Origin of the sequence: Paraburkholderia translucens, assembly GCF_020881035.1 — a bacterium.
Classification (GTDB): domain Bacteria; phylum Pseudomonadota; class Gammaproteobacteria; order Burkholderiales; family Burkholderiaceae; genus Paraburkholderia; species Paraburkholderia translucens.
This window is the reverse complement of the sequence record NZ_JAJITC010000001.1, coordinates 370,818-394,444: the sequence shown is the minus strand read 5'-3', so window position 1 is coordinate 394,444 and position 23,627 is coordinate 370,818. Positions and strand designations below refer to the sequence as shown.

The 23,627-nt window shown below is 63.1% G+C and carries 21 protein-coding genes and 1 pseudogene; 10 read left to right on the top strand and 12 right to left on the bottom strand.

Translation table 11 applies throughout. The features are described 5' to 3' along the window. Positions 1–51 precede the first annotated feature (51 nt). Positions 52–1,290 (bottom strand): cation:proton antiporter, encoded by a 1,239-nt coding sequence (locus LJ655_RS01785; RefSeq protein WP_230559543.1) that lies wholly within the window; start codon positions 1,288–1,290, stop codon positions 52–54. Between the two features lie 935 nt (positions 1,291–2,225). Here LJ655_RS01785 and LJ655_RS01780 point away from each other — a divergent pair. The 8 genes from LJ655_RS01780 (at position 2,226) to LJ655_RS01745 (ending at position 8,439) form a co-directional block, all read left to right on the top strand. Continuing rightward, positions 2,226–2,987 (top strand): hypothetical protein, encoded by a 762-nt coding sequence (locus LJ655_RS01780; RefSeq protein WP_230559542.1) that lies wholly within the window; start codon positions 2,226–2,228, stop codon positions 2,985–2,987. A 151-nt stretch (positions 2,988–3,138) separates the two neighbouring features. Further along, positions 3,139–3,459, top strand: coding sequence for a DUF4148 domain-containing protein (locus tag LJ655_RS01775; protein ID WP_230559541.1), 321 nt, complete (start codon positions 3,139–3,141; stop codon positions 3,457–3,459). Positions 3,460–3,612: 153 nt separating this feature from the next. Further along, on the top strand, positions 3,613–4,563 hold the full coding sequence (locus tag LJ655_RS01770) for a ketopantoate reductase family protein (RefSeq protein ID WP_230559540.1): 951 nt from the start codon (positions 3,613–3,615) through the stop codon (positions 4,561–4,563). Next, the gene (locus tag LJ655_RS01765) at positions 4,560–4,952 is read left to right on the top strand and encodes a VOC family protein (protein WP_230559539.1); all 393 of its coding nucleotides are present in this window, start codon (positions 4,560–4,562) and stop codon (positions 4,950–4,952) included. Before LJ655_RS01770 ends, LJ655_RS01765 begins: the two co-directional genes overlap by 4 nt. A 2-nt stretch (positions 4,953–4,954) precedes the next feature. Beyond that, positions 4,955–5,416: a MaoC family dehydratase gene (locus tag LJ655_RS01760; RefSeq protein ID WP_230559538.1), complete on the top strand. Its 462-nt coding sequence runs from the start codon at positions 4,955–4,957 to the stop codon at positions 5,414–5,416. Continuing rightward, entirely contained in the window at positions 5,416–6,636 is a 1,221-nt protein-coding gene (locus tag LJ655_RS01755) for a CaiB/BaiF CoA transferase family protein (protein ID WP_230559537.1), read from the top strand. The genes LJ655_RS01760 and LJ655_RS01755 overlap by 1 nt, the downstream gene beginning before the upstream one ends. After that, positions 6,636–7,469 carry a shikimate dehydrogenase gene (gene aroE / locus LJ655_RS01750; RefSeq protein WP_230559536.1) on the top strand — a complete coding sequence of 278 codons (834 nt, stop codon included), beginning with the start codon at positions 6,636–6,638 and terminating at the stop codon, positions 7,467–7,469. The genes LJ655_RS01755 and aroE overlap by 1 nt, the downstream gene beginning before the upstream one ends. Positions 7,470–7,530: 61 nt before the next feature. Then, complete coding sequence (locus LJ655_RS01745) at positions 7,531–8,439, top strand: LysR family transcriptional regulator (protein ID WP_230559535.1); 909 nt, start codon at positions 7,531–7,533, stop codon at positions 8,437–8,439. Here LJ655_RS01745 and LJ655_RS01740 read toward each other — a convergent pair. From LJ655_RS01740 to LJ655_RS01725, 4 genes and pseudogenes are all read right to left on the bottom strand, one after another. Next, positions 8,423–10,825: a sensor domain-containing protein gene (locus tag LJ655_RS01740; protein WP_425605758.1), complete on the bottom strand. Its 2,403-nt coding sequence runs from the start codon at positions 10,823–10,825 to the stop codon at positions 8,423–8,425. The two genes, LJ655_RS01745 and LJ655_RS01740, sit on opposite strands and share 17 nt — an antisense overlap. A gap of 104 nt (positions 10,826–10,929) precedes the next feature. Continuing rightward, a complete protein-coding gene (locus LJ655_RS01735) occupies positions 10,930–12,285 on the bottom strand; it encodes a metallophosphoesterase family protein (protein ID WP_230559533.1) in 1,356 nt (451 codons plus the stop codon). Between the two features lie 216 nt (positions 12,286–12,501). After that, positions 12,502–13,794, bottom strand: coding sequence for an Nramp family divalent metal transporter (locus LJ655_RS01730; protein WP_230559532.1), 1,293 nt, complete (start codon positions 13,792–13,794; stop codon positions 12,502–12,504). 95 nt (positions 13,795–13,889) lie between these two features. Then, positions 13,890–14,018, bottom strand: a pseudogene (locus LJ655_RS01725) (class II glutamine amidotransferase); the annotation flags it as partial. Between the two features lie 353 nt (positions 14,019–14,371). On the opposite strand from LJ655_RS01725, the gene LJ655_RS01720 reads away from it, so the two are divergent. Next, the gene (locus LJ655_RS01720) at positions 14,372–15,043 is read left to right on the top strand and encodes a SagB/ThcOx family dehydrogenase (protein ID WP_230559531.1); all 672 of its coding nucleotides are present in this window, start codon (positions 14,372–14,374) and stop codon (positions 15,041–15,043) included. 59 nt (positions 15,044–15,102) lie between these two features. Here the strand turns inward: LJ655_RS01720 and cobF are convergent, their stop codons facing one another. From cobF to LJ655_RS01695, 5 genes are read right to left on the bottom strand one after another with little or no spacing between them, the layout of a single operon-like run. After that, positions 15,103–15,873 carry a precorrin-6A synthase (deacetylating) gene (cobF, locus tag LJ655_RS01715; protein ID WP_230559530.1) on the bottom strand — a complete coding sequence of 257 codons (771 nt, stop codon included), beginning with the start codon at positions 15,871–15,873 and terminating at the stop codon, positions 15,103–15,105. Positions 15,874–15,903: 30 nt separating this feature from the next. Continuing rightward, entirely contained in the window at positions 15,904–16,890 is a 987-nt protein-coding gene (locus tag LJ655_RS01710) for an ABC transporter permease (RefSeq protein WP_230559529.1), read from the bottom strand. Next, positions 16,887–17,867 (bottom strand): ABC transporter permease, encoded by a 981-nt coding sequence (locus LJ655_RS01705; protein ID WP_230559528.1) that lies wholly within the window; start codon positions 17,865–17,867, stop codon positions 16,887–16,889. The genes LJ655_RS01710 and LJ655_RS01705 overlap by 4 nt, the downstream gene beginning before the upstream one ends. After that, positions 17,864–19,426: a sugar ABC transporter ATP-binding protein gene (locus LJ655_RS01700; protein WP_230559527.1), complete on the bottom strand. Its 1,563-nt coding sequence runs from the start codon at positions 19,424–19,426 to the stop codon at positions 17,864–17,866. Before LJ655_RS01700 ends, LJ655_RS01705 begins: the two co-directional genes overlap by 4 nt. A gap of 36 nt (positions 19,427–19,462) precedes the next feature. Beyond that, entirely contained in the window at positions 19,463–20,590 is a 1,128-nt protein-coding gene (locus LJ655_RS01695) for a sugar ABC transporter substrate-binding protein (RefSeq protein ID WP_230559526.1), read from the bottom strand. 413 nt (positions 20,591–21,003) lie between these two features. Here LJ655_RS01695 and LJ655_RS01690 point away from each other — a divergent pair, with 413 nt between their 5' ends. Beyond that, positions 21,004–21,732 (top strand): FadR/GntR family transcriptional regulator, encoded by a 729-nt coding sequence (locus LJ655_RS01690; RefSeq protein ID WP_230559525.1) that lies wholly within the window; start codon positions 21,004–21,006, stop codon positions 21,730–21,732. A 16-nt stretch (positions 21,733–21,748) separates the two neighbouring features. On the opposite strand, the gene LJ655_RS01685 is transcribed toward LJ655_RS01690, so the two are convergent. Beyond that, on the bottom strand, positions 21,749–22,078 hold the full coding sequence (locus LJ655_RS01685; RefSeq protein WP_230559524.1) for a hypothetical protein: 330 nt from the start codon (positions 22,076–22,078) through the stop codon (positions 21,749–21,751). A gap of 60 nt (positions 22,079–22,138) precedes the next feature. Continuing rightward, positions 22,139–23,446, bottom strand: a complete 1,308-nt coding sequence (locus LJ655_RS01680) for a tryptophan leader peptide (RefSeq protein ID WP_230559523.1) — start codon at positions 23,444–23,446, stop codon at positions 22,139–22,141. Positions 23,447–23,627 lie beyond the last annotated feature (181 nt).

Sequence of the window (23,627 nt, the reverse complement as noted above, 5' to 3'; positions counted from 1 at the left end):
CGATCGGCGCAGGTCTCCACTTTACGATCAACCCGAATTTCGTGCAGACGATCAGCCCGAGATATTGAGCCGGCGGATCAGCGGGCCGAGTGTCGTCGCCTGAATCAGCAGGCTGAACACGACGACCACATAGGTGACGCCGATAAACATTTCGCGCCCGTGAAACTCCGGCAGCGACAGCGCGAGCGCGATCGAGATGCCGCCGCGCAGGCCGCCCCAGGTCAGCACGACAGCCGAATGCCGGTTCAGGCGCCGGAAATTCTGCAACGCGAGCAGCGGAATCGCGACGCTGACGCCGCGCGCGAACAGCACCACCGGAATGGCCGCGAGCCCGAGCCAGACGATCTCGACGCGCAGCGACAGCGCAATGATCTCGAGGCCGATCAGCCCGAACAGCACGAGATTGAGCAGTTCGTCGAGCAGGTCCCAGAAGTTGAACAAATGCTCACGGGTCTTTTCCGACATCGACGTCGCCGCGCCGTGATTGCCGATCACGAGCCCCATGATCACGACTGCAAGCGGCGCCGACACGTGCAGCGCTTCGGCGAGACTATAGCCACCGGTCGCGAGCGCGAGCGTGATGAGGATCTCGACCGGATAGCTGTCGATGCCTCGCAGCAGAAGCGAGGCACCAAAGCCGAGCGCCGCGCCTAGCGCGAGCGCGCCGGCGACTTCGCGCAGCAGATCGAGCGCGATCGCGCCGGCGGAGAACTCGTTCGCGCCGGTCGCGAGTCCGACCAGCGTAAGGAACGCGACGACGGCGGTGCCGTCGTTGAACAGCGATTCGCCAGTGATCTTGGTTTCGAGGCTTTCGGGCGCCGCCGCGCGCTTGAGCACACTCAGCACCGCGATCGGATCGGTCGGCGAGATCAGCGCGCCGAACACGAGACACCAGAGCAGGCTGACCGGATGGCCGAGCCATTGTGCCGCATGGTAAATGCCGAAGCCGACCACCGCCATCGAGATCAATACGCCGATCGTTGCGAGCATCAGCACCGCGCCCCGCTGCGTGCGCATCTTCGACAGATCGACGTGCAGCGCGCCGGCGAACAGCAGCAGGCTTAGCAGGCCGTGAAACACGATGTCGGCGAAATCGATCTGCACGACGATCTTGCGCGCGGCGATCGCCATGGCCGGATAATAGAAGCCGAGCGCTGAAATGCCGACGCAGACCACGAGCCCGACCGCGGTAATGCCAAGCGTGTCGGGCAATTTGATGAACCGGTAATTGAGGACGCCGAACAGCGCGACGATGGTGAATACCGCACCGGCAATCTGGAAAACGCTCATCTTGCGCGCTCCGCCAGCTCGGAACGGTTCAAACGCGCGGACACAGTGACACCGGAGTGGCTCGCGCAACCAGGCACAAGAAAAGGGAGAAGAAACAACTGCCGCGATTGCGACATTGCACCAGCGGGATTTTTCACAGCAATTCCTTATTCAAATTTATTTGCTTTGATAAGCAAGCGGCGATCTGTAATAACACGATCGTCGCAGCGTAATTTCTATCGAACCGTAGCCTATTCGCTTCGGATGGAGGCTACGAGCGGATGACGGCGAGCCGGACGGGGCGCGCTTCGCCAGTGGGGTGCCATGACGGGTCATGGCAGTATTCGGACTACTGAGGCACAGGGCGAGTTCCAGTCTTTATTTTTGAGTCGGGAATATTTTTTTTGAGACGTTTCGCTATGGCCGAAGATCGCGCCGGATATAACAAATTTTGACATCTATTGCGCTTCGGTCTTAATCCTCATAGACGAGTCTCAATAAAAAAGCCCCGAACGCGCGGAGCGAGCGGGGCTGAAAGACAGACTCCCTGTCTGTCGGGGAAGGTCGATCGGACCCGTGATCGACTTATCTCACTATAGACATTATCCGGCGAGCAATTGTGAACAAATGTCGCAACCGCATTGCGCGGACCATCCTTGTCCCGGTATCCGTCTTGTAAATGCAAACGCCCCGGCGCTGCGCAGACTGTGGCGCGCAATCGAGCGGAGCGCCGCCGGGCGTCTTCAGCGACATCGCCTGCGCGAGCATCCGGCGGTTGATCGCGCAGCCCATGCCAATCCGGGAATAACCATCGCATCCGCACGGTCTTGCAGGTGAGACTGACGTCAGATGGGGGACCCAATGAACATCGTCGGCACGGCCCGTGCATCGCGAAGGAGCGTCATCAAGACGGCGTTTGGCCCTCGTGCGACGCACGACACCAGCGGGACGTTCGCATGACGGTGCCGATGCAAGCCGTTCTGCGCCGGCTGCAATTCGGCTCCGGCCTGGTGCTGCTGGTCTATCTTTTTCTCCATCTGCTCAATCATGCGCTCGGCATCTGGTCGCTCGAACTTGCCGGGCGCGGTCTGATGCTGGCGCTGTGGCTCTGGCGCAGCGCACCCGGGACCATCGCCTTGTATGGTGCGGCCGCGCTTCATTTTGCGTTGGCCCTGCGAACGATTTACGCGCGCCGTCACTGGGCATTGCCTCTGGCTGAATGGGTGCGTCTGTGGGCGGGGCTGAGCCTGCCCCTGCTCCTGATCCGCCATGCGGTGACGACCCGGCTAGCATCCTCGCTCTATGGCTTCGAACCTGACTATGAGCGCGTCGTCGTCCAACTGCTCACGAGTGGTACGCAAGGTTTGCAGCTCGCGCTGCTCGCGCCCGGATGGATCCACGGGTGCCTTGGAGTCTGGTTCCGCTTGCGTCATTTGCCGTGGGCGCCCCGCCTGAAGCCCGTGCTGTTGATGTGGGTCATTCTGTTGCCATTGCTATCCGCGGCAGGCTTTACACGGATGATGAGAACGGTCGAGGCGAAGAGCGCAATCCTCGCTGCTCCCGATCCGAAACTGGGTGCGCATCAGCTCGCGCTCAATGCCTGGCGTCATGATCTCGTGGCTTTGTACCTGTCTCTGATCGTCGCCGCGTTCGTCGCAGGTCAACTGCGCAACGTGCTCGAACGCCGAAGATTGCGCGAGCGTCCGGTGAATTCGTGACACCGTGACTACCTCGTGCGAAATTCGCGCGATTCAGGACCCTGGAATATCCAGGGGGCAATCCGCGTCTACCTGATGTACATCGCGCAACTCTGGCGATCAGAGCGAGTGCCGGTGTGCAAATACACCTTCAGGTAAACAGGAGTGCATCATGAAATCGGAATCGGTGAGTCAGTACTCGAGTCTTTCGCTATGCAAGATCGCGATCGCTGGTGTCATGGCGATGGCGAGTTCGGCGAGCCTGTATGCGCAAACCGTGTCGCGGCCTGAGCCCCATCAAGTCACCCGCGCGGAGGTCGTGCACGAACTCGAGGAACTGGAAGCGGCGGGGTACAACCCATCGCAGGGCGACGATGGTTCGTATCCCGCCGATATTCAGGCAGCGGAAGCGAAGGTGGCGGCCATGCATAGAGCGGAAAGAAGCGCGGCGGCGAACGCGGGGCAAAGCGGTCCACAGATGCAGATGCATTGAACCGAAAGGCGGGAACCGGAACAAGCCGCAGGCGCATCGTTCTGGTGATGCGACAGCCAAACACATTGCCATACGCAATGGTCGTATTGCATTCATTGCATTGCCAGCATAAGTCTGGAATCGTATCTTCGACTCCATATCACGGAGACACCTATGAAGATCGCATTCCTGGGAGCCGGCGCGTTGGGTTGCGCGATCGGCTCCGCGCTGACCGAAGGTGGTCATGAGACGTGGCTGGTCGACCGCTTTGCTGCGCACGTCGAGTCCATGCGCCGCGACGGCTTGCAAGTCGACGATGCCAACGGCTCGCGCCGCGTGAAAGTCCGCGCCACGATGAATCCCGCCGAAGTCGGAGCGGCGGACCTCGTCATCGTTCTGGTCAAGTCCTTTCACACCGATTCGGCGATGCGCGGCGCGCTCGACCTCGTCGGACCCGACACGCTGGTGTTGTCGTTGCAAAACGGCCTCGGCCACGAAGACGTGCTCAGCGAAATCGTCGGTCGGGAGCGCGTTCTGGCGGGCAAAACCTATGTCGGCGGCGTCCTGAAGGCGCCCGGACACATCCAGTCGGGCGTAAGCGGAAAACTGACGATCATCGGCGAGCTCGACGGCCGGGCGACCGAGCGGGTCCGCGCAATCGCCGACGCATTCACCGGCTCGGGGCTGGCGACCACGGTCAGCGACAACATCCTCGGCACCATGTGGGACAAGTTGCTGATCAACGTCGCGACGGGCGCGATCACCGGCATCACCGGTCTGACGTACGGGCAACTGTACGAAGAGGCCGTACTGAAGGCCACCGCGTTGGCGGCGATCGAAGAAGCGATGGCCGCCGCGAAGGCCGCCGGCATCCGCCTGTCGATCAACCAGGCCGAGCAAGCCTGGACGATGGCGGCTGAAGGCCTGTCGCCCGCATTCAAGACCTCGATGCTGCAGAGCCTGGAAAAAGGCTCGGTCACCGAAATCGACTTCATCAACGGAGCCGTCGTGCGTTGGGGTGAACGCCTCGGCGTCCCGACCCCGGTCAATTCGACGCTCGTCGCATGCATCAAGGGCATCGAGCGTGCCCTGATGGACCGTCAGAAAGAAGGAGCCCCAGCATGAGCGGCTCCAAAGCATACGTGGAACACGTGGCCATCTGGGTCAAGGATATCCGCTGGCATATCCGCTTCTTCGAGGAAGTCCTCGGCATGACCATGCGCGAAATCGACGGCACCCGCGACGAGCCGCGTCAGTACTGGACGCTCGGCGGCCTGCAGTTCATCAATGATCCCCATTACGAAGGTCCCGAGGGCCGGCTCGCGCATCTCGGCGTGATGTGCGAGGACCTCGAGGCCGCACTAGCCGCGGCGCAAGCATTCGGCGTGACCGCCATGCAGCAGGGGCGCAACTGGCTGCGTTTGCCTGACGGACTCGCGGTCGAACTCATTCAGGCCAAACCTGCCGTGTGCGTGGCGCAGGCGCTGGCGATCAATCCACGCGCCGAGGCTTAAAAATGAGCACGATCATCGAAAAGTACTGGGACGACGCGAAAGAAGGCGACGCCTGCGTGAGCCCGAGCTATACGGTCACGAAAGAGCGCATTCTCGCTTATGCCGATCTCACCGGCGATCACACGCCGGTGCACGTCGACGAGGAATACGCGAAGGCGAGCCATTTCGGGTCGATCGTCGCGCACGGGCTGTTCGGTTTGTCGATCGCGGACGGCCTGAAGTCGCAGAGCGACTATCGCTTCCTGCCCGGCATGTCGCTTGGCTGGACATGGGATTTCCTGCTGCCGATCAGGGTCGACGACGTGCTTCACGTCGAGTTTCGCGTGGGCAGCATGCGCGCGAGCAATAGCCGTCCGCAGTGGGGCATCGTCGTGCTGCCGTCGGCGTTGATCAATCAGGATGGTCAGGTCGTCCAGCGCGGCGAACATCGGCTGATGGTGCCGCGCCGTCCGGGAGCGAACTGATGCAAGCGCGCCCCCTCGAAGGTATTCGCGTCGTCGATTACAGCCATTTTCTCGCCGGTCCCTATGTGGGCCGCTGCCTCGCGGCGCTCGGCGCCGAAGTGATCAAGGTCGAGCGGCCCGGCAGCGGCGACGCCGGCCGGCAGCATGCAACCATTCTCGACGACCAGCAAAGCGCCTACTTCCTGCAGCTCAACATGGGCAAACGCGGCGTCAGCGTCGACATGAAAGATGCGCGCGGCAAGGAGTTCATGCGACGTTTGTGCGATTCGGCCGATGTGTTCATCGAAAACTATCGGCCTGGCGCGCTGGACAAGCTGGGCCTCGGGTATGCCGCCTTGTCCGAACGCAACCCGGGGCTTGTGTACTGCTCGATCTCGGCATACGGCCATACCGGACCCGACGCGCATCGCGCGGGCTTCGGCCTGATCGCCGAAGCGAAGAGCGGCATCATGCAGATGATCGGCAATCCGGGCGAACCGCCCCCGCTGATGCGCATCTCGCTCGGCGATATGTACACGGGCATTCATGCGGTCGCCGCGATCAACGCCGCATTGCTCGGCCGCGTGAAGAGCGGTCGCGGCCAGCATATCGACATGGCGTTGTACGACACGCTGGTGTCGATGCATGAATACGCGGTGCAGTGTTACACGACGCAAGGCGTGCTGCCCGAGCAAACGGGTCACGATATGCCCACGTCGACGCTGTATGGCGTGTTTCGCGCGGCCGATGGCGATCTGGTGATCGCCGCGCAAGTCGATGATTCGTGGAAGCGGTTCGCTTCGCTCGTCGAAAAGAACGGCGGTCCGGCCGGCTTCGGCGCCGACGCGAGATTCCACAGCCCGAACGGTCGCAACGCCCATCGCGAGGAAGTCCTCGCCGTCGTCAAGCCGTGGGTTGCCGCACGGCCGGTCGCTGAAGTGCTGGCGCTGCTCGATGGTATCGACGTGCCGTGCGCGAAAGTCCAGCGCATCGACGAAGTCGTCGCCGATCCGCAGATCGTCGCGCGCGGCATGGTGATCGAGCAGGATCATCCGCGCTTTGGAAAACTGCGGCTGCCGAACCTGCCGTTCCGCTTTTCCGACTGCGACACGTCGATCCGCGAAGTCGGACCGGACCTCGGTCAGCACAACGCGGAAGTTGCACGGTCGTTGGGCTTCGACGCCGCGGAGATCGACGCGATGCAGACCGAGGGCGTGTTGTATTCAAAGCGAGGTGCGTGATGACTGACCAATACGCTGTGATCGGCAATCCGATCGGACACACGAAATCCCCGCTGATTCATCGTCTGTTCGCGAAGGAGACCGGGCAGGACATCACCTACACGGGGATGGAAGCTCCAACCGAGCCGGCCGACGCGTTCGCCGCGACGGTCAGGAGGTTCATCGCCGCGGGTGGCAGGGGCATGAACGTCACGGCGCCTTTCAAGTTGCAGGCGTTCGCGATCGCCGATGAGCGCAGCGAACGGGCGGCGCTCGCCGGTGCCGTGAATGCGATGAAGTTCGAAAACGGCCGGATCATTGCCGAGAATTTCGACGGCGTCGGCCTCGTGCGTGACATCGAAGTCAACCTGAATCAACCGCTGGCGGGCAAGCGCGTGCTCGTGCTCGGCGCGGGGGGAGCGGTGCGAGGCGCGTTGTTGCCGTTTATTGCCGCGCGGCCGGCGGAACTGGTCGTCGCGAACCGGCATGTGCCGAAGGCCGAGGCGGTGGTAGCGCAAGTCGCAAGCAGCAGCCGACTGATTGCATGCGGCTACCGGGAACTCGAGACGATGGGGCAGTTCGACCTCGTCGTGAACGCGACCTCGGCGAGCCTCACCGGTCAGTTGCCTCCCGTTGCGCCGAGCGTGTTCAGCCCGCGCGGGGCCGCGTACGAGCTCGCGTATGGCAAAGGGCTCACGCCGTTTCTGCGGCTCGCGCGCAACGCTGGTGTGCAGGGTGTCGCCGACGGCGTCGGCATGCTCGTCGAGCAGGCGGCCGAGGCGTTCGAATGGTGGCGCGGTGTTCGTCCGCGGACGCAAGCGGTTATCGACCGGTTGACCGTTCCGCTCAAGTGACGCCGGTCAACGGGCTCAATGCAATGGGTACAATTCCGGTATTGCGACCGACAATACCGCCATGAGTACAACCGACCTTCCGGACCTCAAGCTGCTTCAGCTTTTCGACCTGCTTTACGACTTGCGCAGCGTCACGCGCGCCGCTGAACAGCTCGGACAAAGTCAGCCGACGGTCAGTATCTGGTTGGGCCGCTTGCGCGATCATTTGCAGGACCCGCTGTTCGTCCGCACGCCGGGCGGCATGACTCCCACGCCGCAGGCGGACGCCCTGATCGGGCCGTGCAGGGAGATTCTGGAGTCGCTGCGCCGGTTTGCTGCGTGGGAAATCGCTTTCGATCCCGCCACGGCCAAGCGACGGTTTCGCATCTGCATGACCGACGCGAGCCACATCACGCTTTTGCCCCGAATGCTGGCGCATGTGCGGGCTCAGGCACCCGGCATCCGGCTGGAGGCGGCGAGGATCGACGGCAATACGGAGCGGGCGCTCGAATCCGGCGAGGCGGATCTTGCGATCGGGCACGTGCCGTGGCTCGGGGGCGGCATGTATCAACAACAGCTTTATATGCAGGACTGGGTGTGCCTCGCCAATCGGAATCATCCACGCATACGTGCGCGGATGAGTTTGAAACAATACTGCGGGGAGGGGCACGTCGTCATTGCAGCGGGCACTGGAGCGCAACTGCTCGAACAGGCGTTGTTGCGCGAGCACATCGAACGCGACGTGGTGCTTGAACTGCCCGGGTTTCTCGGGCTCGGGTCCATCATCAAGTCGACCGATCTCATCGCGACCTTGCCCCGGCATATTGGCGAAACGCTGGCGCGGACCAATGATGTCGCGGTCCATTCGTGTCCTTTCCCGGTGGACAGGTTTGCCGTGCGACAGCATTGGCACGCGAAGTACCACGACGAGGCCGGTAATCGCTGGCTGCGCTCGGTCGTAGCCGACCTGTTTCTCAGCCGCAGCAGCTAGTTTTTCCCGCTGCGCACGGCGATGCCGAAGCTTCGCAGCGCAGAAGGTTCGCCGCATCGGTCGGCCTGGACAAACAGAACCCTTGCACATAGTCGCAGCCCGCTTCGCGCAAGGCATGAAACTGTTGATTCGTTTCGACGCCTTCAGCCGTCACCTTGATGCCGAGTTCGTGCGACATCTGAATGATGCCGCGGACGATCGAGGTGGCCGCCGCGTCGCTGCCGAGCCTCGCCGTAAATGAACGGTCGATCTTGACGATGTCAGGCGAGAAATCAGCCAGATAGCGCAGGCTGGAGTACCCCGTGCCGAAATCGTCGATTGCGATGCGTACGCCAAGGCGCTTGAGCGCCAGCAAGGTCGCCTGAGCGAGTGATGAGTTTTCCATCAACGCGCTTTCGGTGAGTTCGATTTCCAGCAGGGCCGGCGACACCTGGTGTTTTCGCAGCGCTTCTTCGACTATGGCGACAAGGGAGTCGTCCCTGAGCTGACGCGCAGACACGTTCACCGACATGGAAAGCCCTTGTCTTCCGGCGCGCTGCCAGATGGCGAGTTGCGCGAGGGCCGCGTCCATGACCCACGCCCCGACTTCGACGATGAACCCGCTTTCTTCCAGTATGGGGATGAAGCTGGCGGGACCCACCAGCCCGCGCGCCGGATGATTCCATCGAACGAGTGCTTCGACGCCTTTCACCGTGAGGGAGGCTGTCTCGTGAATACCCTGGAAATGGAGGACGAACTGGTTCGAAGCCAGCGCCGTCGGCAGATCGCGCTCCAGTTCGAAATCTCCGAGTAGTTCGCTGGACGCTTTGTCGGCAAACCGGAAGCCGTTGCGGCCACCTTTTTTCGCCGCATACATGGCGATATCCGCGCTTGTCAGGAGCGCCTCGTGATCTCGACCGTGTTCAGGAGAGATCGATATGCCGATCGACGCCGTGACGAATGGCGCAGCGTGGTCCTTCCGAACGTCGTTTGAGAACAGGTTGAGAAGAGACTGTGCCAACGTGGCCAGGTTGGCCTTGTCGCTCTCGCCCGTGACGATGACCGCGAACTCGTCTCCGCCGAGGCGCGCCACGCATGCATCTGGAGGAAGTGCGCCCTGTATGACTTTCGCGATGTTCTTCAACAGGCGATCGGCGGCTGTATGGCCGAGCGTATCGTTGAGGACTTTGAAGCGGTCGAGGTCGACGAACATGAGACCGAAGGCGACGTTCTGCCGGCAAAGCGTCTTCATGCGGCGCACCAGGGCGGCGCGGTTAGCCAACCCCGTCAGCCCGTCGGTGTAGGCCAGCCGGTCAAGCGCCGCGAGCCGTTCCTGCTCCAGCGTGATGTCCTCGCTGACACCGACAATGCGTGCCACGTTTGTGCCGCCATCGCGCACGGGGTAGGCCGTGCTTCTGATCCAGCGCTGGAAACCATCCGGGCGGCGGATGCGGTATTCGAAGCGGCCTTCTGTCGCTTCGGAAGCGACGCGGTTCATTTCGGCGAGCAAAGGCTCGATGTCCTCGGGAACCACGAGATCGAGCCATGCGGAAGGCCGGCTGGCGAGCTCTTCAGACGTCAGGCCGAACACGGTCTCGACACCCGCGCTGACATGATGAAAGCGTTCAAAATTCGAGTCGGCCGAATAGAACACCAGGCCGACATGGGACTCCATCTCATGCATGAGCTCATTGCGTTCTCGAAGTGCTTTCAACAACTCGCATTGTTGAGTGACATCCTCGGACGCGCAAAGGAGCGCGGCGACGGCGCCGTCGTCGCCTGTCACCGGCGTGAGCGTGGAATTCCACCATTTGGTTCGCCCCTTGGTCGTCGGGCAGCTTCCCGTAAAAGAGGTGCTCGTCCCCGAAAGAGCGCCCGCCAGGGCCGTCTCGGCCGCTGTGCGATCGTCGCCGCTCCAGAAGCCGAGCCAGTCCGCGCCGCAGAGTTGCTCCGGTGACTCCGCCTCCATCAACCTGGCGCCATGCTCCGACACCCGCAGCATTTTCCCGTCGGTCGCCAGCATCTTCAGACAGTCGCGATTCGCATGCAGAAGCCCGCTCGCCAACGCGGTAGCGGCAGTCTGCCGGGCGTGGTCGACGCCGAGTTTCCGGCGCACGGCCACGAGGCCGGCGACGCCTGCCGCGATCGACAATGCAAGGCGTAAAGCGAGCGCGGCTTCACTGGCTGCCTGGTGCACAAGAGAGGCCATGCCAACGCCGGCGGTAATGGCAATGAGGAAGCTCGTTAGCGGTATGGTCCTCTGTCGGCCATACCGGGAGAGGAAATAGGCAAGGAATTGCTGGTTCCGCTGGTTCCGGGCTGACCGGCCATCGGTGTGTGTGTCAGTATCGGCCCCAGACCGAATCGGCTTGACTTTTTCAGGACACGATGCCGCTTTGGATTTCACGCTGGTCTCCAACTACTCGTTCTAGCTGCCGCCTTATCTTCGCTATTACGGTACGGATTGACGAATCTTTAGTGGAGACCTGACCGGGGACTGCGCGGCGCCCCTCAGCCTTTAGGAGGCTGGTCTTGCGCGAACTGCCGGATGCGCTCGGCAAGAGCGGGTATGCCCGAGTCGCGGGCAACGTAATGAGTCACCTGGCGGGTGGCCAGATCGATCGTGACCTGATCGTCGGGGGCTTTCGTGTTGGGTCCGTCGACTGCGGGATGGTATTCGATGCGCAATTGCCTCGCGTTGGCGATCAGCCGCAAATAACCGTAGTTCCGGTCGTCGTAGTTTTCCAGGACGACTGCATCCGTATCGCTCGACGCAGCCTGGATCAACTGCGGCGCGCGAAGTGGCGGTTGTCCGTTGGTGGTGAGCCGCTGCACGTTGTGGCCGCCGTTGCCGCAGACGATGTAGGGGATGTGGGTGCCATCGGGACGGGTTCGCGTAAAGCGTTGATAGTTGTGGGCGTGTCCTGCGAGGTCGGCATGTGGCCATACGCCGACTTCATTGCAGATCGTATCGATCTGCTGTTGCATGTCGACGCTCCAGCCGTGCCGGCCGCGCGCCACATAGGGGGGATGGTGATGCGCGAACAGCAGCGCGCCTCGGTAGTTTTCCTTCTTTACCCGCATTAAGGCCGCCTTCAGGAACTTCAACTGGCTGTTGCCGATGAGAGGGTCCGCAATCACGCCGGGATCTTCGAGCGTATTGCTATAGAGCGCAATGATGCGCACAAACGGCGCCTCGAACGTGAAGAAAACGCCCGGCTGGATTTGTGCCGTGCGTGAGAGCTTGCCCGCATCGGGGGAGACCTGGAAGCAGTCGGAGCAGAAGTTCCTCAGAAACGCCTGCAGGCTTTTCTCATGCTGCAACGGCGAAACCATTCCGTCGTGATTGCCGGCAACGGCGAGAATCGGCGCGTGGTAGTCGCGGTACGGCTCATAGAACTGATCGTAGTAGTACTGCGCTTCGCCGAAGCTGTAGACGATGTCGCCAAGCAGAAAATTGAATTGCGGCACTTCCGCGGGATCTGCTTCGTCGAAATCGCTGACCATCTTGTCCGACACTTCATTCTGGGTAGCAGGGCCTTTCGTGCTGCCGCAATCGCCGGTGGCATGAAAGACGAGCTGTCCGCTTGTGCTGATGCTTTCGAGGAGCGTCTGGTTGTGGTTGACCACCTCCGCAAACGTAAGGCGGGGCTCGGTGCCGCCGCGCGGCGCGGGAAACGGCAGCGCCGTCAGCTTGTGCTCGCGGTTCAGTTCGTCGATGACCTTGTAGGCCGCGGCATCGGACGCATGCCTGACCACGAACGTTTGCGGATCCGGCGTGGGCTGCGGCTGCGAGAAGACCGGTGCCGCGAGCACCCTGCCATTGCGGTTGCCGCGCGCGGCTTCGTTTGAACGCTTTTTGGGCATGTCCAATTCTCCCTGATGGTCAATCGAGAGCGGCCACGCGGCCGTCGGCAAACTCACAGGATGCGACGGCGCCGTGCCTGGCCAGATGCACCGTTCAGACGAACACAGCTCGAGGAAGTTCAGATCCGGCTGGCTTTCTGCATCCGGATCGGCGCGTGGATCGGGGCGCCGCTGACTGCAAAAAAAGCAGGCCGGTTTCGCAGCGGCGCACGCCTCTCAGGCCGGCACGAACACGCCGATTGCCGCCACCGCCATCACGCCCGTGGCCAGCCATCCTCCCCACGCCAGCACGCCCCTGACGGCGAACTGTCCCATGACACGCCGGCTTCGAGACATCAGCATCATGACGATCATGATCGGCACTGCGGTGACGCCATTGATCACCGCACTCCAGTACAGCGCGCGGATCGGGTCGAAATGCATGAAGGTGATGGACACACCACCGAGGATCGCCAGTGCGATCACCGCATAGAATTCGCGCGCGAGTGTGAGATGCAAGGCAAGCCCGCTGCGCCAGCGAAGGCTGCCCGCGGCGGCGTAGGCGGCCGATCCGGCGAGGACCGGCAGTGCGAGCAGGCCGGTTCCGACGATGCCGAGCGTAAACAGCACGTAAGCAAAACGCCCGGCAAAAGGCTCGAGCGCGCGCGCGGCATCAGCCGACGTTTTGACATCGATATGATGCAGATGGAGCGTGGCCGCCGCCGTCAACATGATGAAGAAGGCAACGCCGTTGGACACTCCCATGCCGACCCACGTATCGAAACTGATCCTGCGCAACTGCGCGGGCGCCTCTCGCGGTACGCGGCGCAACGGAGCCTGAACTGGCGGCGCGCGCATTTCCTCCACTTCCTGCGACGCCTGCCAGAAGAACAGATACGGACTGATCGTCGTGCCAAGTACAGCGACGATCATGGTCAGATAGTCCGACGTGAGCGAGATGCGCGGCAACACGACCGCGCGTGCGACTTCACCCCACGGGACCGGAACGATGAAGGCGACCGCGACGTACGCAAGCAACGATAGGGCGCTCCACTTCAGAATGCGCGCATAACGATCGTAGGGGACAAAAATCTGCAGGACGACGGAGAACACCCCGAGGGCGACGACGTAAAGGTGCTGCGGGCCGCGCACCAGCAATCCGACAGCGGCGCCCATCGCCGCCAGGTCGGCGGCGATGTTGATGACATTGGCGATGACGAGCAGGGCGACCGCGCTGTATAGCAGCCACGGCGGATAATGCGCCCGCATGTTCGACGCGAGGCCCTTGCCGGTGACCCGGCCGATTCGCGCGCTCACCAGCTGGATGGCCGTCATCAATGGATAGGCGAGCAGGACCACCCACAGCAGCGCGAAGCCGAACTTCGCGCCAGCTTGCGAATACGTGCCGATTCCCGACGGATCGTCATCCGCGGCGCCCGTGACCAATCCCGGACCCAACCGCCTGATCCAGGACCGCTCGACGGGATCGCGAACCTCGGATTCGGGCTCGATCCATTTTTCGTCGCTCATGTGTGTCACCTCGCGGCAACACACAGCAAGATGCGGGCCCGATGCAGTCAACGGACGCTTCAGATCACGCGCGCGGTCCGCGCTCGGGACCGCGCACCGTCGCCATTGGTGGTCGTGTGCCCGAGCCGCGAATGCAGGCTCTGATGGATCAGCCAATGCCGGGCGTTGAACAGCACGGTTTCGAGCCGAAGCGGATTGCCGGTATAAGCGAGCCAGCGGCACATGATAGGTCTCCTGTCGGTTGCGCATGGCAACCCTATGCGACCGGCTGCCCGCTGCGGGTGAATCTCGCGACGGGTGGCATCGCCGCGACCGGCATCATATATTTGAGCGAGCCGGCCAGGGATGATGTATGTCAATGCTCGGCAGCAGAGACGACGGTACGACCGCAAGCATTGTGCCTTCGACGCCGGAGTACTGTGCGAAGCGTTGCCGCACGGCGGCGGATCACGCAGGACTGCGGATCAGATGGACAGTGACGCGCCGTGCGTATCACCATAGCGGCGCACGCCGGTCGCGGGTCCCGTCGGCTAGCCGCGTTGGTGGTTGTTCCGTGACGTGACACTGGAGGTGCCCAATGAAACGCCGTGAACTGCTGGTTGCGCTGGCCGCAGGCGCGATCGCCGAAGGAACCGCGAGCCTCGCGCAGGCGAGCCCTGCGCAATTCACCCACGAGACCGAGTTGCCGAAGCCCAAGCTCTCCGGCTCGGTCTCGCTGGAGGAAGCCATCGAGCGGCGCAGGTCGGTGCGCAGGTTCGCGCCGGACCCGCTGCCTGTCGATACCATCGGCCAGTTGTTGTGGGCCGGGCAGGGCATCACCGGCACCGGCCGCTTTCGCGCGGCTCCGTCGGCCGGTGCTTTGTACCCGCTCGAACTTTACGTGGTGACCCCGGCGCAGGTCATGCACTACCTGCCTCAAGGTCACAGAGCCGAGACGCGCGACTCGCCCGACCTGCGTCCGAAACTGCAGGCCCTCGCAGTCGGGCAAGAGTCTGTCGGGTCGGCTCCGGCCCTCATCGTGATCGCCGCCGATGCGGGCCGGCTCTCCGAGCGGTACGGCGCGAGAGCCAGGCCGTATACCGACCACGAGGTCGGGCACGCGGCCCAGAACATACTGCTTCAGGCCACCGTTCTCGGGCTTGCGGCCGTGCCCGTTGCCGCCGTCGACGGACCGCCGGCGGCACGCACGCTTGCCCTGCCTGCCGCCCAGACCGTCGTCTATCTCATCCCGGTAGGCTTGCCGGCCTGAGTCGCCGCATCGACGTGCCGAGCCGGCGCTCGCTCAGCGTGCACCGGCGGGCGCGAGGACTATTGTTGCGCTTTGCGCCGTCGTTTGAGCAGATACGTATCCATGATCCAGCCATGCCGCTCGCGCGCATCGGCGCGGATACGCTCGATTTCATCCACCACGTCACACAGTTTGCCCGCCACGAGGATTTCGTCCGGCGTGCCGACATACGCGCCCCAGTAAATGTCGAGATCCTCGTTGCAGACCTGCCGGAATGCGTTCTGCGCATCGAGCATGACGACGACGCTATCCACATCGTGGGGGAAGCCCTCCGCGAGGCGCCGTCCGTTCGTGATCCCGATCGACTGGCCGATCTCGTTCAACGCAATCCGGTGTTTCGCGGCAAGCGCCTGGACGCTGCTGATTCCCGGAATGACCTCGTACTCGAACTCGTGGCGGCCGCTGCGCGAGATCGCACCGATGATCCGCGTCGTGCTGTCGTAGAGCGAGGGATCGCCCCACACGAGAAAAGCGCCGCATTCGCCGTCTGACAGCTCTTGCCCAATCAGACGCTCGAAGACCCGCTGCTTTTCCTCATTGAGTTCGCGCACGGCCGCAACGTAATTCAGCTCGTCGCGTTTGCGTTCGGGACTGGAGGTCTGCACGATCCGGTAGGCCCGGTCCTTCACATAACGCTCGATGATTTCCGTGCGCAATGCAACGAGCTTGTGTTTCGGCGGGCCTTTGTCCATGACGAAAAAGACGTCGGCCTGATTGAGCGCATTGACCGCCTGAATGGTCACGTACTCGGGGTTTCCCGCGCCTATGCCGATGATCAGTATCCGTTTCAACGATCCACTCCGAACGGGCGGCCTCGAAACCTACGTCTCCCGCTTGCTGCGCCCATACAGCAGCAGCATCGCCGCGATCACCACGCCGTAGATGATCTGACGCCCCGCCTCCGGCATCTGCGCGACCGAGAGGATCGACTGCAGCAGCGTGATGAGGATCGCGCCGGCGACGGTGCCGAGGTACGAACCCCGTCCGCCCAGAATCGACGTGCCGCCGAGTACGACTGCCGCGATCGCCGGCAACAGGTAGGCATCGCCCATCGACTGCGCCGCTTTCGACGCATAGCCCGCGAGCAATACGCCGCCGAACGCGGCGAACGCGCTGCAAACGGCAAACGCGGCCACAGTGACGAGTCGCGTATTGATGCCGGAAAGATACGCCGCGCGTTCGGTGTTGCCGATCGCGTACAGCGTGCGGCCGAAAGTCGTGCGCGACAGCAGGAGTATCGTAGCGCCGCCGATCACCACCCACAGCGCGACGGCGTTCGGCACGCCCGGTACGAGCCAGCCCGCCGCGAGCCAGCGCATCACCTCGGGCGCGGAGTCCTGCGGCGACGATCCTCCGGTATAGACGATCATGAGGCCCTGCGCGACCGCATTGGTCGCGAGCGTCGCGATCATCGACGGGATGCGCAGCAGCGCGACGAGCGTGCCGTTGACCAGGCCGATCAGCACGCCGCAACCGATCCCGACCGGAATCGCGAGGATGCGCCCGAGTTCGCCGTGCCCCGCGACCGCGCACGCCATCATCGCGCCGACGGTGATCGTCCACGGCAGCGACAGGTCGATGTGGCCGAGCAGAATCACCATCATCAGGCCGGTTGCAATGATGCCGAGGAATGCGCCGACTTTCAGTTGCAGCAGGATGTATTCCGGCGACGTGAAGTTGCGCGAAAACATCCCGCCGACGAGCAGCAGCGCGACGATGCACGCGAACGCGATCGCGATCGGTTTGTCGATCCTGCGCGTGAGTCTCGACACGAACGTGGTCCGGCCGCTTGCGGAGAGGTGGCTCATTGAAACCACTCCAGACGGTTGCGCACCCTGAACAATCCGGCCGCGCCGATCGCGACGGCAAGCAGAAGAATCACGCCCTGGAACAGCGGCTGCCACAGCGCATCGACGTTGAACACGAACAGCAGATCGCCGATGGAGCGGAACGCGAATGCGCCGAAGACCGCGCCGATCGCGCTGCCCTTGCCGCCGAGCAGCGACACGCCGCCGATCACGACCGCGGCGATCGAAAACAGCGTGTACGAGTTCGCGCTGCCGAGGCTCGCTTCGCCGGTGTCCGTGAAGAACGTCAGAAACAGGCCGCCGACGGCGGCGAGCAGGCCGGCCAGCGTATAGCTCGCGAACTTCGCGCGGCGGATCGGCATGCCGGACAGGAAAGCCGCGGGCTCGGACGATCCGGTCGCGTACGCCGCCCGCCCGAGCGCCGAGCGTTTGAAAGGAATCCAGATGATCGCGATCGCCGCGAGCAGAATCAGCAAGCTCGCCGGCAGGACACCGGCGACTTTGCCCGTCAGTGCGTCGGCGAGATCCTCGTTGATCGATCCGCCGGGCACGGGGCGCAGCAGCAGCGCGAGTCCGTAGTAGACGGCGCCCGTCGCGATCGTGGTCACGATCGGCTGCAGCCGGCCGAAAATGATGATCACGCCGTTCAGCGCGCCGCACAGCGCGCCCACCGCGAGCACAGCGGCGATGCCGAGCGCGCTGTGCAGCGAGCCGCCCGTGACGACCCACGATCCGAGGCAGTTCGTCAGCACCAGCGTCATGCCGATCGACAGGTCGATGCCGGCCGTCAGCACGACGAGCGCCTGCGCCATCGAGACGAGCGCGAGCAGTACCGCTTTGTTCGCTGCCGTCTGGAACACGTTGGACGACAACGCCGACGGATAGTTGACGAGATAGATCGCGAACATCAGCACGAACAGGCCGAACGCGAACACCGCTCCGCGATTCTCCGCATACCAGTAACGCAGCCCGCTCATAGCGCGACTCCCGTGGAAGGCGAAACCTGTCCGACGGGCAGGTCCAGAGCACTGGCAATCAGGTTCTGCTCGGTGATCGCCGAGCCGACGAGTTCCTTCTTGATCCTGCCTTCGTACAGCACGAGCACGCGGTCGCAGCAGCCGATCAGCTCGTCATAGTCGGTCGAATAGAATAGAACCGCGGCGCCTTCATCGGCGAGGCGCCTGAGCAGTTGATAAAGCTCCTGCTTGGTGCCGACGTCGATACCGCGCGTCGGGTCGCTGAGCAGCAGGATCCTTGGCTGCCGGATCAGCCACTTCGCAATGACCACCTTCTGCTGGTTGCCGCCCGAAAGCGAGCCCACGGGCGCGTCGAGGCTGAATGACTTGATCGCCAGCAGTTCCATCATCCGGTCGACGAGCGACTGCTGGCGGTCGCGATCGATGACGCCGGCGGTGGACATGCGATCGAGCGCGGCGAACGACAGATTCTCGCGTAGCGACATCGGCAGCATCAAGCCTTCGGTCTTGCGGTCCTCCGGTATCAGCGCCATGCCGATTCCGTTGGCGCGCGCGGCCGTCGGGCTGCCGATCGACACGGCTTTGCCGTCGATCTCGATCTTGCCCGCGCAACCGCGCAACACACCGAACAGCGCGAGCAGCAGTTCGCGCTGGCCTTGTCCGTCGAGGCCGCCCAGCCCGAGGATTTCACCGGGCTGCAACGAAAAGCTGATGCCCCGCAGCGTGTCGCTCCACGCGAGATCGTGACAGGCGAGAACCGGTGCAGCCGGGGGGCCGTGCGCGGGCCTGGCAGCGGGTTTGGCTGGAAAAGCATGCTGGTACTTCCGGCCGATCATCATTTCGACGACCTCATTGTCGGAGCGCGTGCCAGCCTCGAAGCTCATCACATGACGACCGTTGCGGTAGACCGTGCATTCGTCCGCGAGCGCTTTCACTTCGTGCATGCGGTGCGAAATGAACAGCAGCGCGAGCCCCTCTTCGCGCAGGCGCTTGAGCACCTCGATCACGCGCGCGACGTCGGCGGCGGTCAGCGCCGACGTGGCTTCGTCGAGAATCAGAATGCGCGGCGCGTGTGCCAGCCCCTTCGCGAGTTCGACCATCTGCTGGCGCGACAGCGGCAGGTCGCGGACTTTCGCGAGCGGATTGATGTCGGCGGCGCCCGCTCGCGCGAGCGCCTCCTCGGCCTGACGGCGCTGGGCCCGCCGGTCGATCATTCCGAAACGGCGCGGCGGATTCGAAGCGAAGATGTTGTCCGCCACGCTCAAGTCGGGAATCAGCGACAGTTCCTGATACACGCAGACGATGCCGGCCGCGTTCGCTTCGGCCGGCGACGCGAACGACACTTCCCGCCCATCGAAGTGCATCGTGCCCTCGTCCGGCTGCACGACGCCCGACATCACCTTCAGTAACGTGGACTTGCCCGCGCCGTTCTCGCCGAGGATCGCGTGAATGCGGCCCCGGCGCACCGTGAGCTCGGCGTGATCCAGCGCAACCGCGCCGCCGAAGCTCTTGGACACGCCGGACATCTGAAAGAACGGCTGCTCTGCATCCTGCAGCATGCTTTGTCTCCGGTCACAGCGCCGGCCATCGTCCGGTCACTGGTTGCCCTGGCTCTGCTTCATGATTTCCTGCGCAGAGAAATTGATGCCGCAAGTCGGAAACGAGTTGCCGACGAAGAAGTTGTCGGAGTCGTTCGGGAAATAGTTGACGCCTGCCTTCAGCATCGAATCGTCGGTGACGTCGAGCGGCAGCTTGATCGAAACCGGGATCGTCTCGCCGTCCAGCGCGGCAAGCGCCGTCTTGATCGCGACGGCCACCTGCGCGGGACCGGTGCCCGCCGAGGTGCACTTCAGGCCTTGGCTCCCATACTGCGCGCAGAACTTGCGAAAGCCGTTCTCCGTCTCGCCGCCGAACGGCACGAACGGATGTTTCGCATCGATCATCGCGCGCACGACTCCGGTGTCGCCGCCTTGCGCCGAAATTCCGTCGAAATGGCCCTGCACGGCAATCGCGTCGGCGGTGGCCTTTTGCGCGACCCCGTCGTCCCATTTGCCGTAGACCTGGACGACGTTCCACTTCTTGCCGGTGTCGTCCAGCGTTTTCATGAAACCGTTGTGACGGTCAGTGTCGACCGACGTGCCCGCCACCCCGCGAACCTCGAGCACCTTGCCGCCGTTCGACAGGTGGTTCGCGAGCCACTTGGCCCACAGCACGCCGAGCCCGTACTGGTCGACGTTGACGTTGATCGCGTCTTCGCTGTCGAGGATGTTGTCGAACGCGATCAGCACGACGCCGGCCTTCTTCGCGCGGCGGATCGCGGGGCCGAACGAGGCGGGGTTTTGCGCGTCGACGATGACCGCGTCATAGCCTGCGTCGATGAAGTTGTTGACGGCCGAGATCTGCGCCGGCACGTCCTCGCCGGTCGAGACGACCTTGAATTCCTTGAGCTTGGCGGCGATGGCCGGTTGAGCCGTATAAGCCTTGGCCGTCTTGATCATCTGGATACGCCAGGTGTTCGCGATGTAGCCGTTCACGAGCGCGATCCGGTAGGGCCCGTTCTTCTTCGGATACTTGATGAACTTCGTGTCGCTCTTCCAGGGGACCATGCATTTGGGATCGCTGGACGGCCCGGAAACGATCGAAACCTGCGCGAAAGCCGCGCTTGCGCACAGCGCCAATGCCGTGGCCGCCGCCGCTCGAAGCATCTGGATTCCTGAAAGCATGTCGTCTCCTTTTTGTTGGATTGAACTCACCGATTGCCGGCGCACATGGCGGTGGTGGATCACCGAGATCTGTGCGTGAAGCAGGGAATCTTGCGGAATGTGCTGCAGCGGGACTGGCTCGGACTCGCCGAAGCAGTGGAATGACTTCTTCAAAGGCGCCGCCCGCAAGCCAAAGCAAGCGCCTGTGCGAACGTCTTCACGTCTGACAGTACTGGCATACCAATGTGTGCGCGATAGTGGTTTACCACGGCGTCACGGGCGGCCGCGAGCGGGCTGAAACCCCGGCCGTGCCGGCTCGATGGCGAAAGACGGGCGGCGCCGGAGCGGGGCGGCGTGACCTGGCAAGTGGTGTACCATTCTGGCGAACTCGAGGCGCCGCTCCGGGGCGGCTTCGACGCTTTCGGGAATCCTCGATGACCGATCTTTCGCACACGTTAGCCGGCCGCGCCGCCGATGCGGACACGACCGACCGTTCCTACGTCGGGCTCGCGAAACAGATCCACAAGCTAATCGCGGCCGGCGACGTCGGGCCGGGTGCGCGCCTGCCTTCCGAGCGCACGCTCGCCGAGCGTTTTGGCGTGAGCCGCACGCAGGTCAGGGAGGCGATCATCGCGCTTGAAGTGCAGGGCGTGGTTGAGGTCCGTGTCGGGTCTGGCATCTATGTGGCCCAAGCAGCGCAGGCGAGCGCCGCCATGTTCAAACTGCCGCGCGGACCGGGCCCGATCGAGACGCTGCGCGCGCGCTCGGTCATCGAAAGCGGGATCGCGGCGCTCGCCGCTGCCGAACGCAAGGATTCGGACCTCGACCGGCTCTTCGGCGCGTTGCGCGCGATGTGCGAAAACATGGACGACAAGGCCGCGAACGAGGCCGCCGACCGAGATTTTCATCTGGCGATTGCACGCGCGACGGGAAACGAAATGCTCGTGCTCGTAGTGACAGCGATGTGGGACAACTCCCGCGCCGACCCGCTGTGGAAAAAGATCGAGGAGCACTTCCATACCCCCGCGTTGCGGGCGGCTTCGCAGAACGACCATCAGCGCATCTTTGCGGCGATCATGACCCGCGATGCGAGCGCTGCGCGCACGGCGATGCAGGCGCATCTTGCGCGCGTGATCGGTGAGTTCACGCAGGCCTGGCGTTGACTCATGTTCCGGCTGTCTACGCAGGCGTAAAAACGATGGCGCCGTGCTCGGCAACTTGTGCGAAGGTCCGAACGAAACGGTAGGTCTGTCCGTCAATGACCAGTTCGTTCATTCCCGACCGCGTGGACTCCAGGATCGCGTGGACCACCGCGTTCTGAATTGCCGCGCAGCTTGTCAAGCCTGCATCCGGCTCGCCGGGCTCACCGAGGTAGACATCGCTCTTTCCGCCTTGAGAGCGAACCAGAATCAGGCTCTTTCCCTGGTCTAGCGAAAGCTCCAGATATTCTGACAGCGTCGACGCCGCCGCTGCGGCAGGATCGAGAGGATCGCGAGAGGATGAATTCATAAGTGGCCTTTGTAGTCGTGCAAGGCAAAGGTGACAAGACCTGGGACACCGCGAAGATGATCAGTCCGGTAACTTCCCGGGCGCACCATCCAGAATGCGGAGCTTGTCGTCGATCTCGGGAAGAGGGTGACCCGCCGCGCGAAGCTCGTTGACAAGCCGATGCGCGGTTGCGCGACACTGCGCCAGCGTCTCGTGCAGCCGCGGTTCGCTTTGCAAGCCGGCCACTGCCTTTTCCAGTTCGGGGACGGACTCGCTCAGCAGGGCGGGAACGATCTCTTCCGGCGGAATTGCGGACCCGTGACCCAATAGCTGTGCGGTCCAGTGGCATTCATACAGCAACGTCCGGCGCGCGGCCCGTTTCGCTTCTTCCTGCTCCAGCGTGGCGAGACTGTGCGGGTTCTTGTGAATCGAAGCACGCCAGGTCGTGAGAATGTCGCTGCGCAATTTTCCGATTGCCTCTGCGAGGGACGTGCTCTGTCCGCCCGCGACGAGGCGACGCTCATCCAGTCTGTCCACGTGGTCCCGGTATCCTTCGAGGAAGGACTGCCAGTTCAATGGCAGTTCGGTCGTCGCGGAGAACGAGCGGCTAGTTTCATTGAGCGCGCTGCGGATGTCCTGAAGCGACTGGGCGTCGGCAAGACGTGCTTCAAAGACCTCGTGGGCCGTCACCAGCTGGCGATGCAGGGGAAACAGCGGATTGTTGTGACGTCGTTGCAGATGCCGCTCGGCTGCGCCAGGATGAGCGCTCCACTTCCAGTTGGGCAGCGATTTTGCGTCGAAGTCGACCGCGTCGATCATCGGCCGGAAGATCGACAGTCCCTCCTCGGTTGCATGGCGAAAACAATCGGCCAGCTTGAAGTCGTTACCTTGCAGACCGGCGCTCTCGTTTCCGGCATAAGGCGAGTCCGGTGCGAGCCGTAGCAGACCCGTAGCCAGGAAAAACTCAGTCGGTAGCTCCACGGACAGACCTTCTAGCCGAAACGTGCACTGTTGAGCGGAAAGCGCTTCGAGAGAATGCGCGAGGCGGTTTTCGAGTTCGAGGAGCGCGTCGATCCTGTCGCCGGATGATGCCTGCACGGCGTCCGCCAGCAGGCAAAAAGATTCACGCGCCATTTTTGCCGCGATAGAGCCGTGCTTCTCAGCAAAAAGCCAGAACCAGAGGGCAAGCTGATATCCCCGGACCCCGTTTCGGGCAAGCGCTTCGACTTCGGCGGGGAAGGTAATGCCGGGGGCGGCCCAGTTCGCAAATGGTGCAGAGTCGCTGCTCAGGTACATATCCAGCAGCTGTTTCAACGACTCGTACGTGCCGCTCGGCCAGTTGCGCGTATCGTCCTGCCGCTTCTCGGTTTTCCAAAGTTTCCAGGCCATGTGGGACCTCGCAAGGATGGGCGGGATACACCTTGGCAAGGATACTTGCACACTCGATGGGGGGCGTAAACTGGCGGATCACCTTGCGGCCACGAAGAAGTCGCTGCGGCCCGGCCACGTTCGCAGCGGGGCAAAATTCAATGAGGGTGAATCGGTATTGGATCGATTCTTGCCGCCATGA

Coding starts and splice junctions, on each gene's coding strand:
- LJ655_RS01785 (WP_230559543.1), bottom strand. CDS start 1,290: ATGAGCGTTTTCCAGATTGCCGGTGCGGTATTCACCATCGTCGCGCTG.
- LJ655_RS01780 (WP_230559542.1), top strand. CDS start 2,226: ATGACGGTGCCGATGCAAGCCGTTCTGCGCCGGCTGCAATTCGGCTCC.
- LJ655_RS01775 (WP_230559541.1), top strand. CDS start 3,139: ATGAAATCGGAATCGGTGAGTCAGTACTCGAGTCTTTCGCTATGCAAG.
- LJ655_RS01770 (WP_230559540.1), top strand. CDS start 3,613: ATGAAGATCGCATTCCTGGGAGCCGGCGCGTTGGGTTGCGCGATCGGC.
- LJ655_RS01765 (WP_230559539.1), top strand. CDS start 4,560: ATGAGCGGCTCCAAAGCATACGTGGAACACGTGGCCATCTGGGTCAAG.
- LJ655_RS01760 (WP_230559538.1), top strand. CDS start 4,955: ATGAGCACGATCATCGAAAAGTACTGGGACGACGCGAAAGAAGGCGAC.
- LJ655_RS01755 (WP_230559537.1), top strand. CDS start 5,416: ATGCAAGCGCGCCCCCTCGAAGGTATTCGCGTCGTCGATTACAGCCAT.
- aroE (WP_230559536.1), top strand. CDS start 6,636: ATGACTGACCAATACGCTGTGATCGGCAATCCGATCGGACACACGAAA.
- LJ655_RS01745 (WP_230559535.1), top strand. CDS start 7,531: ATGAGTACAACCGACCTTCCGGACCTCAAGCTGCTTCAGCTTTTCGAC.
- LJ655_RS01735 (WP_230559533.1), bottom strand. CDS start 12,285: ATGCCCAAAAAGCGTTCAAACGAAGCCGCGCGCGGCAACCGCAATGGC.
- LJ655_RS01730 (WP_230559532.1), bottom strand. CDS start 13,794: ATGAGCGACGAAAAATGGATCGAGCCCGAATCCGAGGTTCGCGATCCC.
- LJ655_RS01720 (WP_230559531.1), top strand. CDS start 14,372: ATGAAACGCCGTGAACTGCTGGTTGCGCTGGCCGCAGGCGCGATCGCC.
- LJ655_RS01710 (WP_230559529.1), bottom strand. CDS start 16,890: ATGAGCCACCTCTCCGCAAGCGGCCGGACCACGTTCGTGTCGAGACTC.
- LJ655_RS01705 (WP_230559528.1), bottom strand. CDS start 17,867: ATGAGCGGGCTGCGTTACTGGTATGCGGAGAATCGCGGAGCGGTGTTC.
- LJ655_RS01700 (WP_230559527.1), bottom strand. CDS start 19,426: ATGCTGCAGGATGCAGAGCAGCCGTTCTTTCAGATGTCCGGCGTGTCC.
- LJ655_RS01695 (WP_230559526.1), bottom strand. CDS start 20,590: ATGCTTTCAGGAATCCAGATGCTTCGAGCGGCGGCGGCCACGGCATTG.
- LJ655_RS01690 (WP_230559525.1), top strand. CDS start 21,004: ATGACCGATCTTTCGCACACGTTAGCCGGCCGCGCCGCCGATGCGGAC.
- LJ655_RS01685 (WP_230559524.1), bottom strand. CDS start 22,078: ATGAATTCATCCTCTCGCGATCCTCTCGATCCTGCCGCAGCGGCGGCG.
- LJ655_RS01680 (WP_230559523.1), bottom strand. CDS start 23,446: ATGGCCTGGAAACTTTGGAAAACCGAGAAGCGGCAGGACGATACGCGC.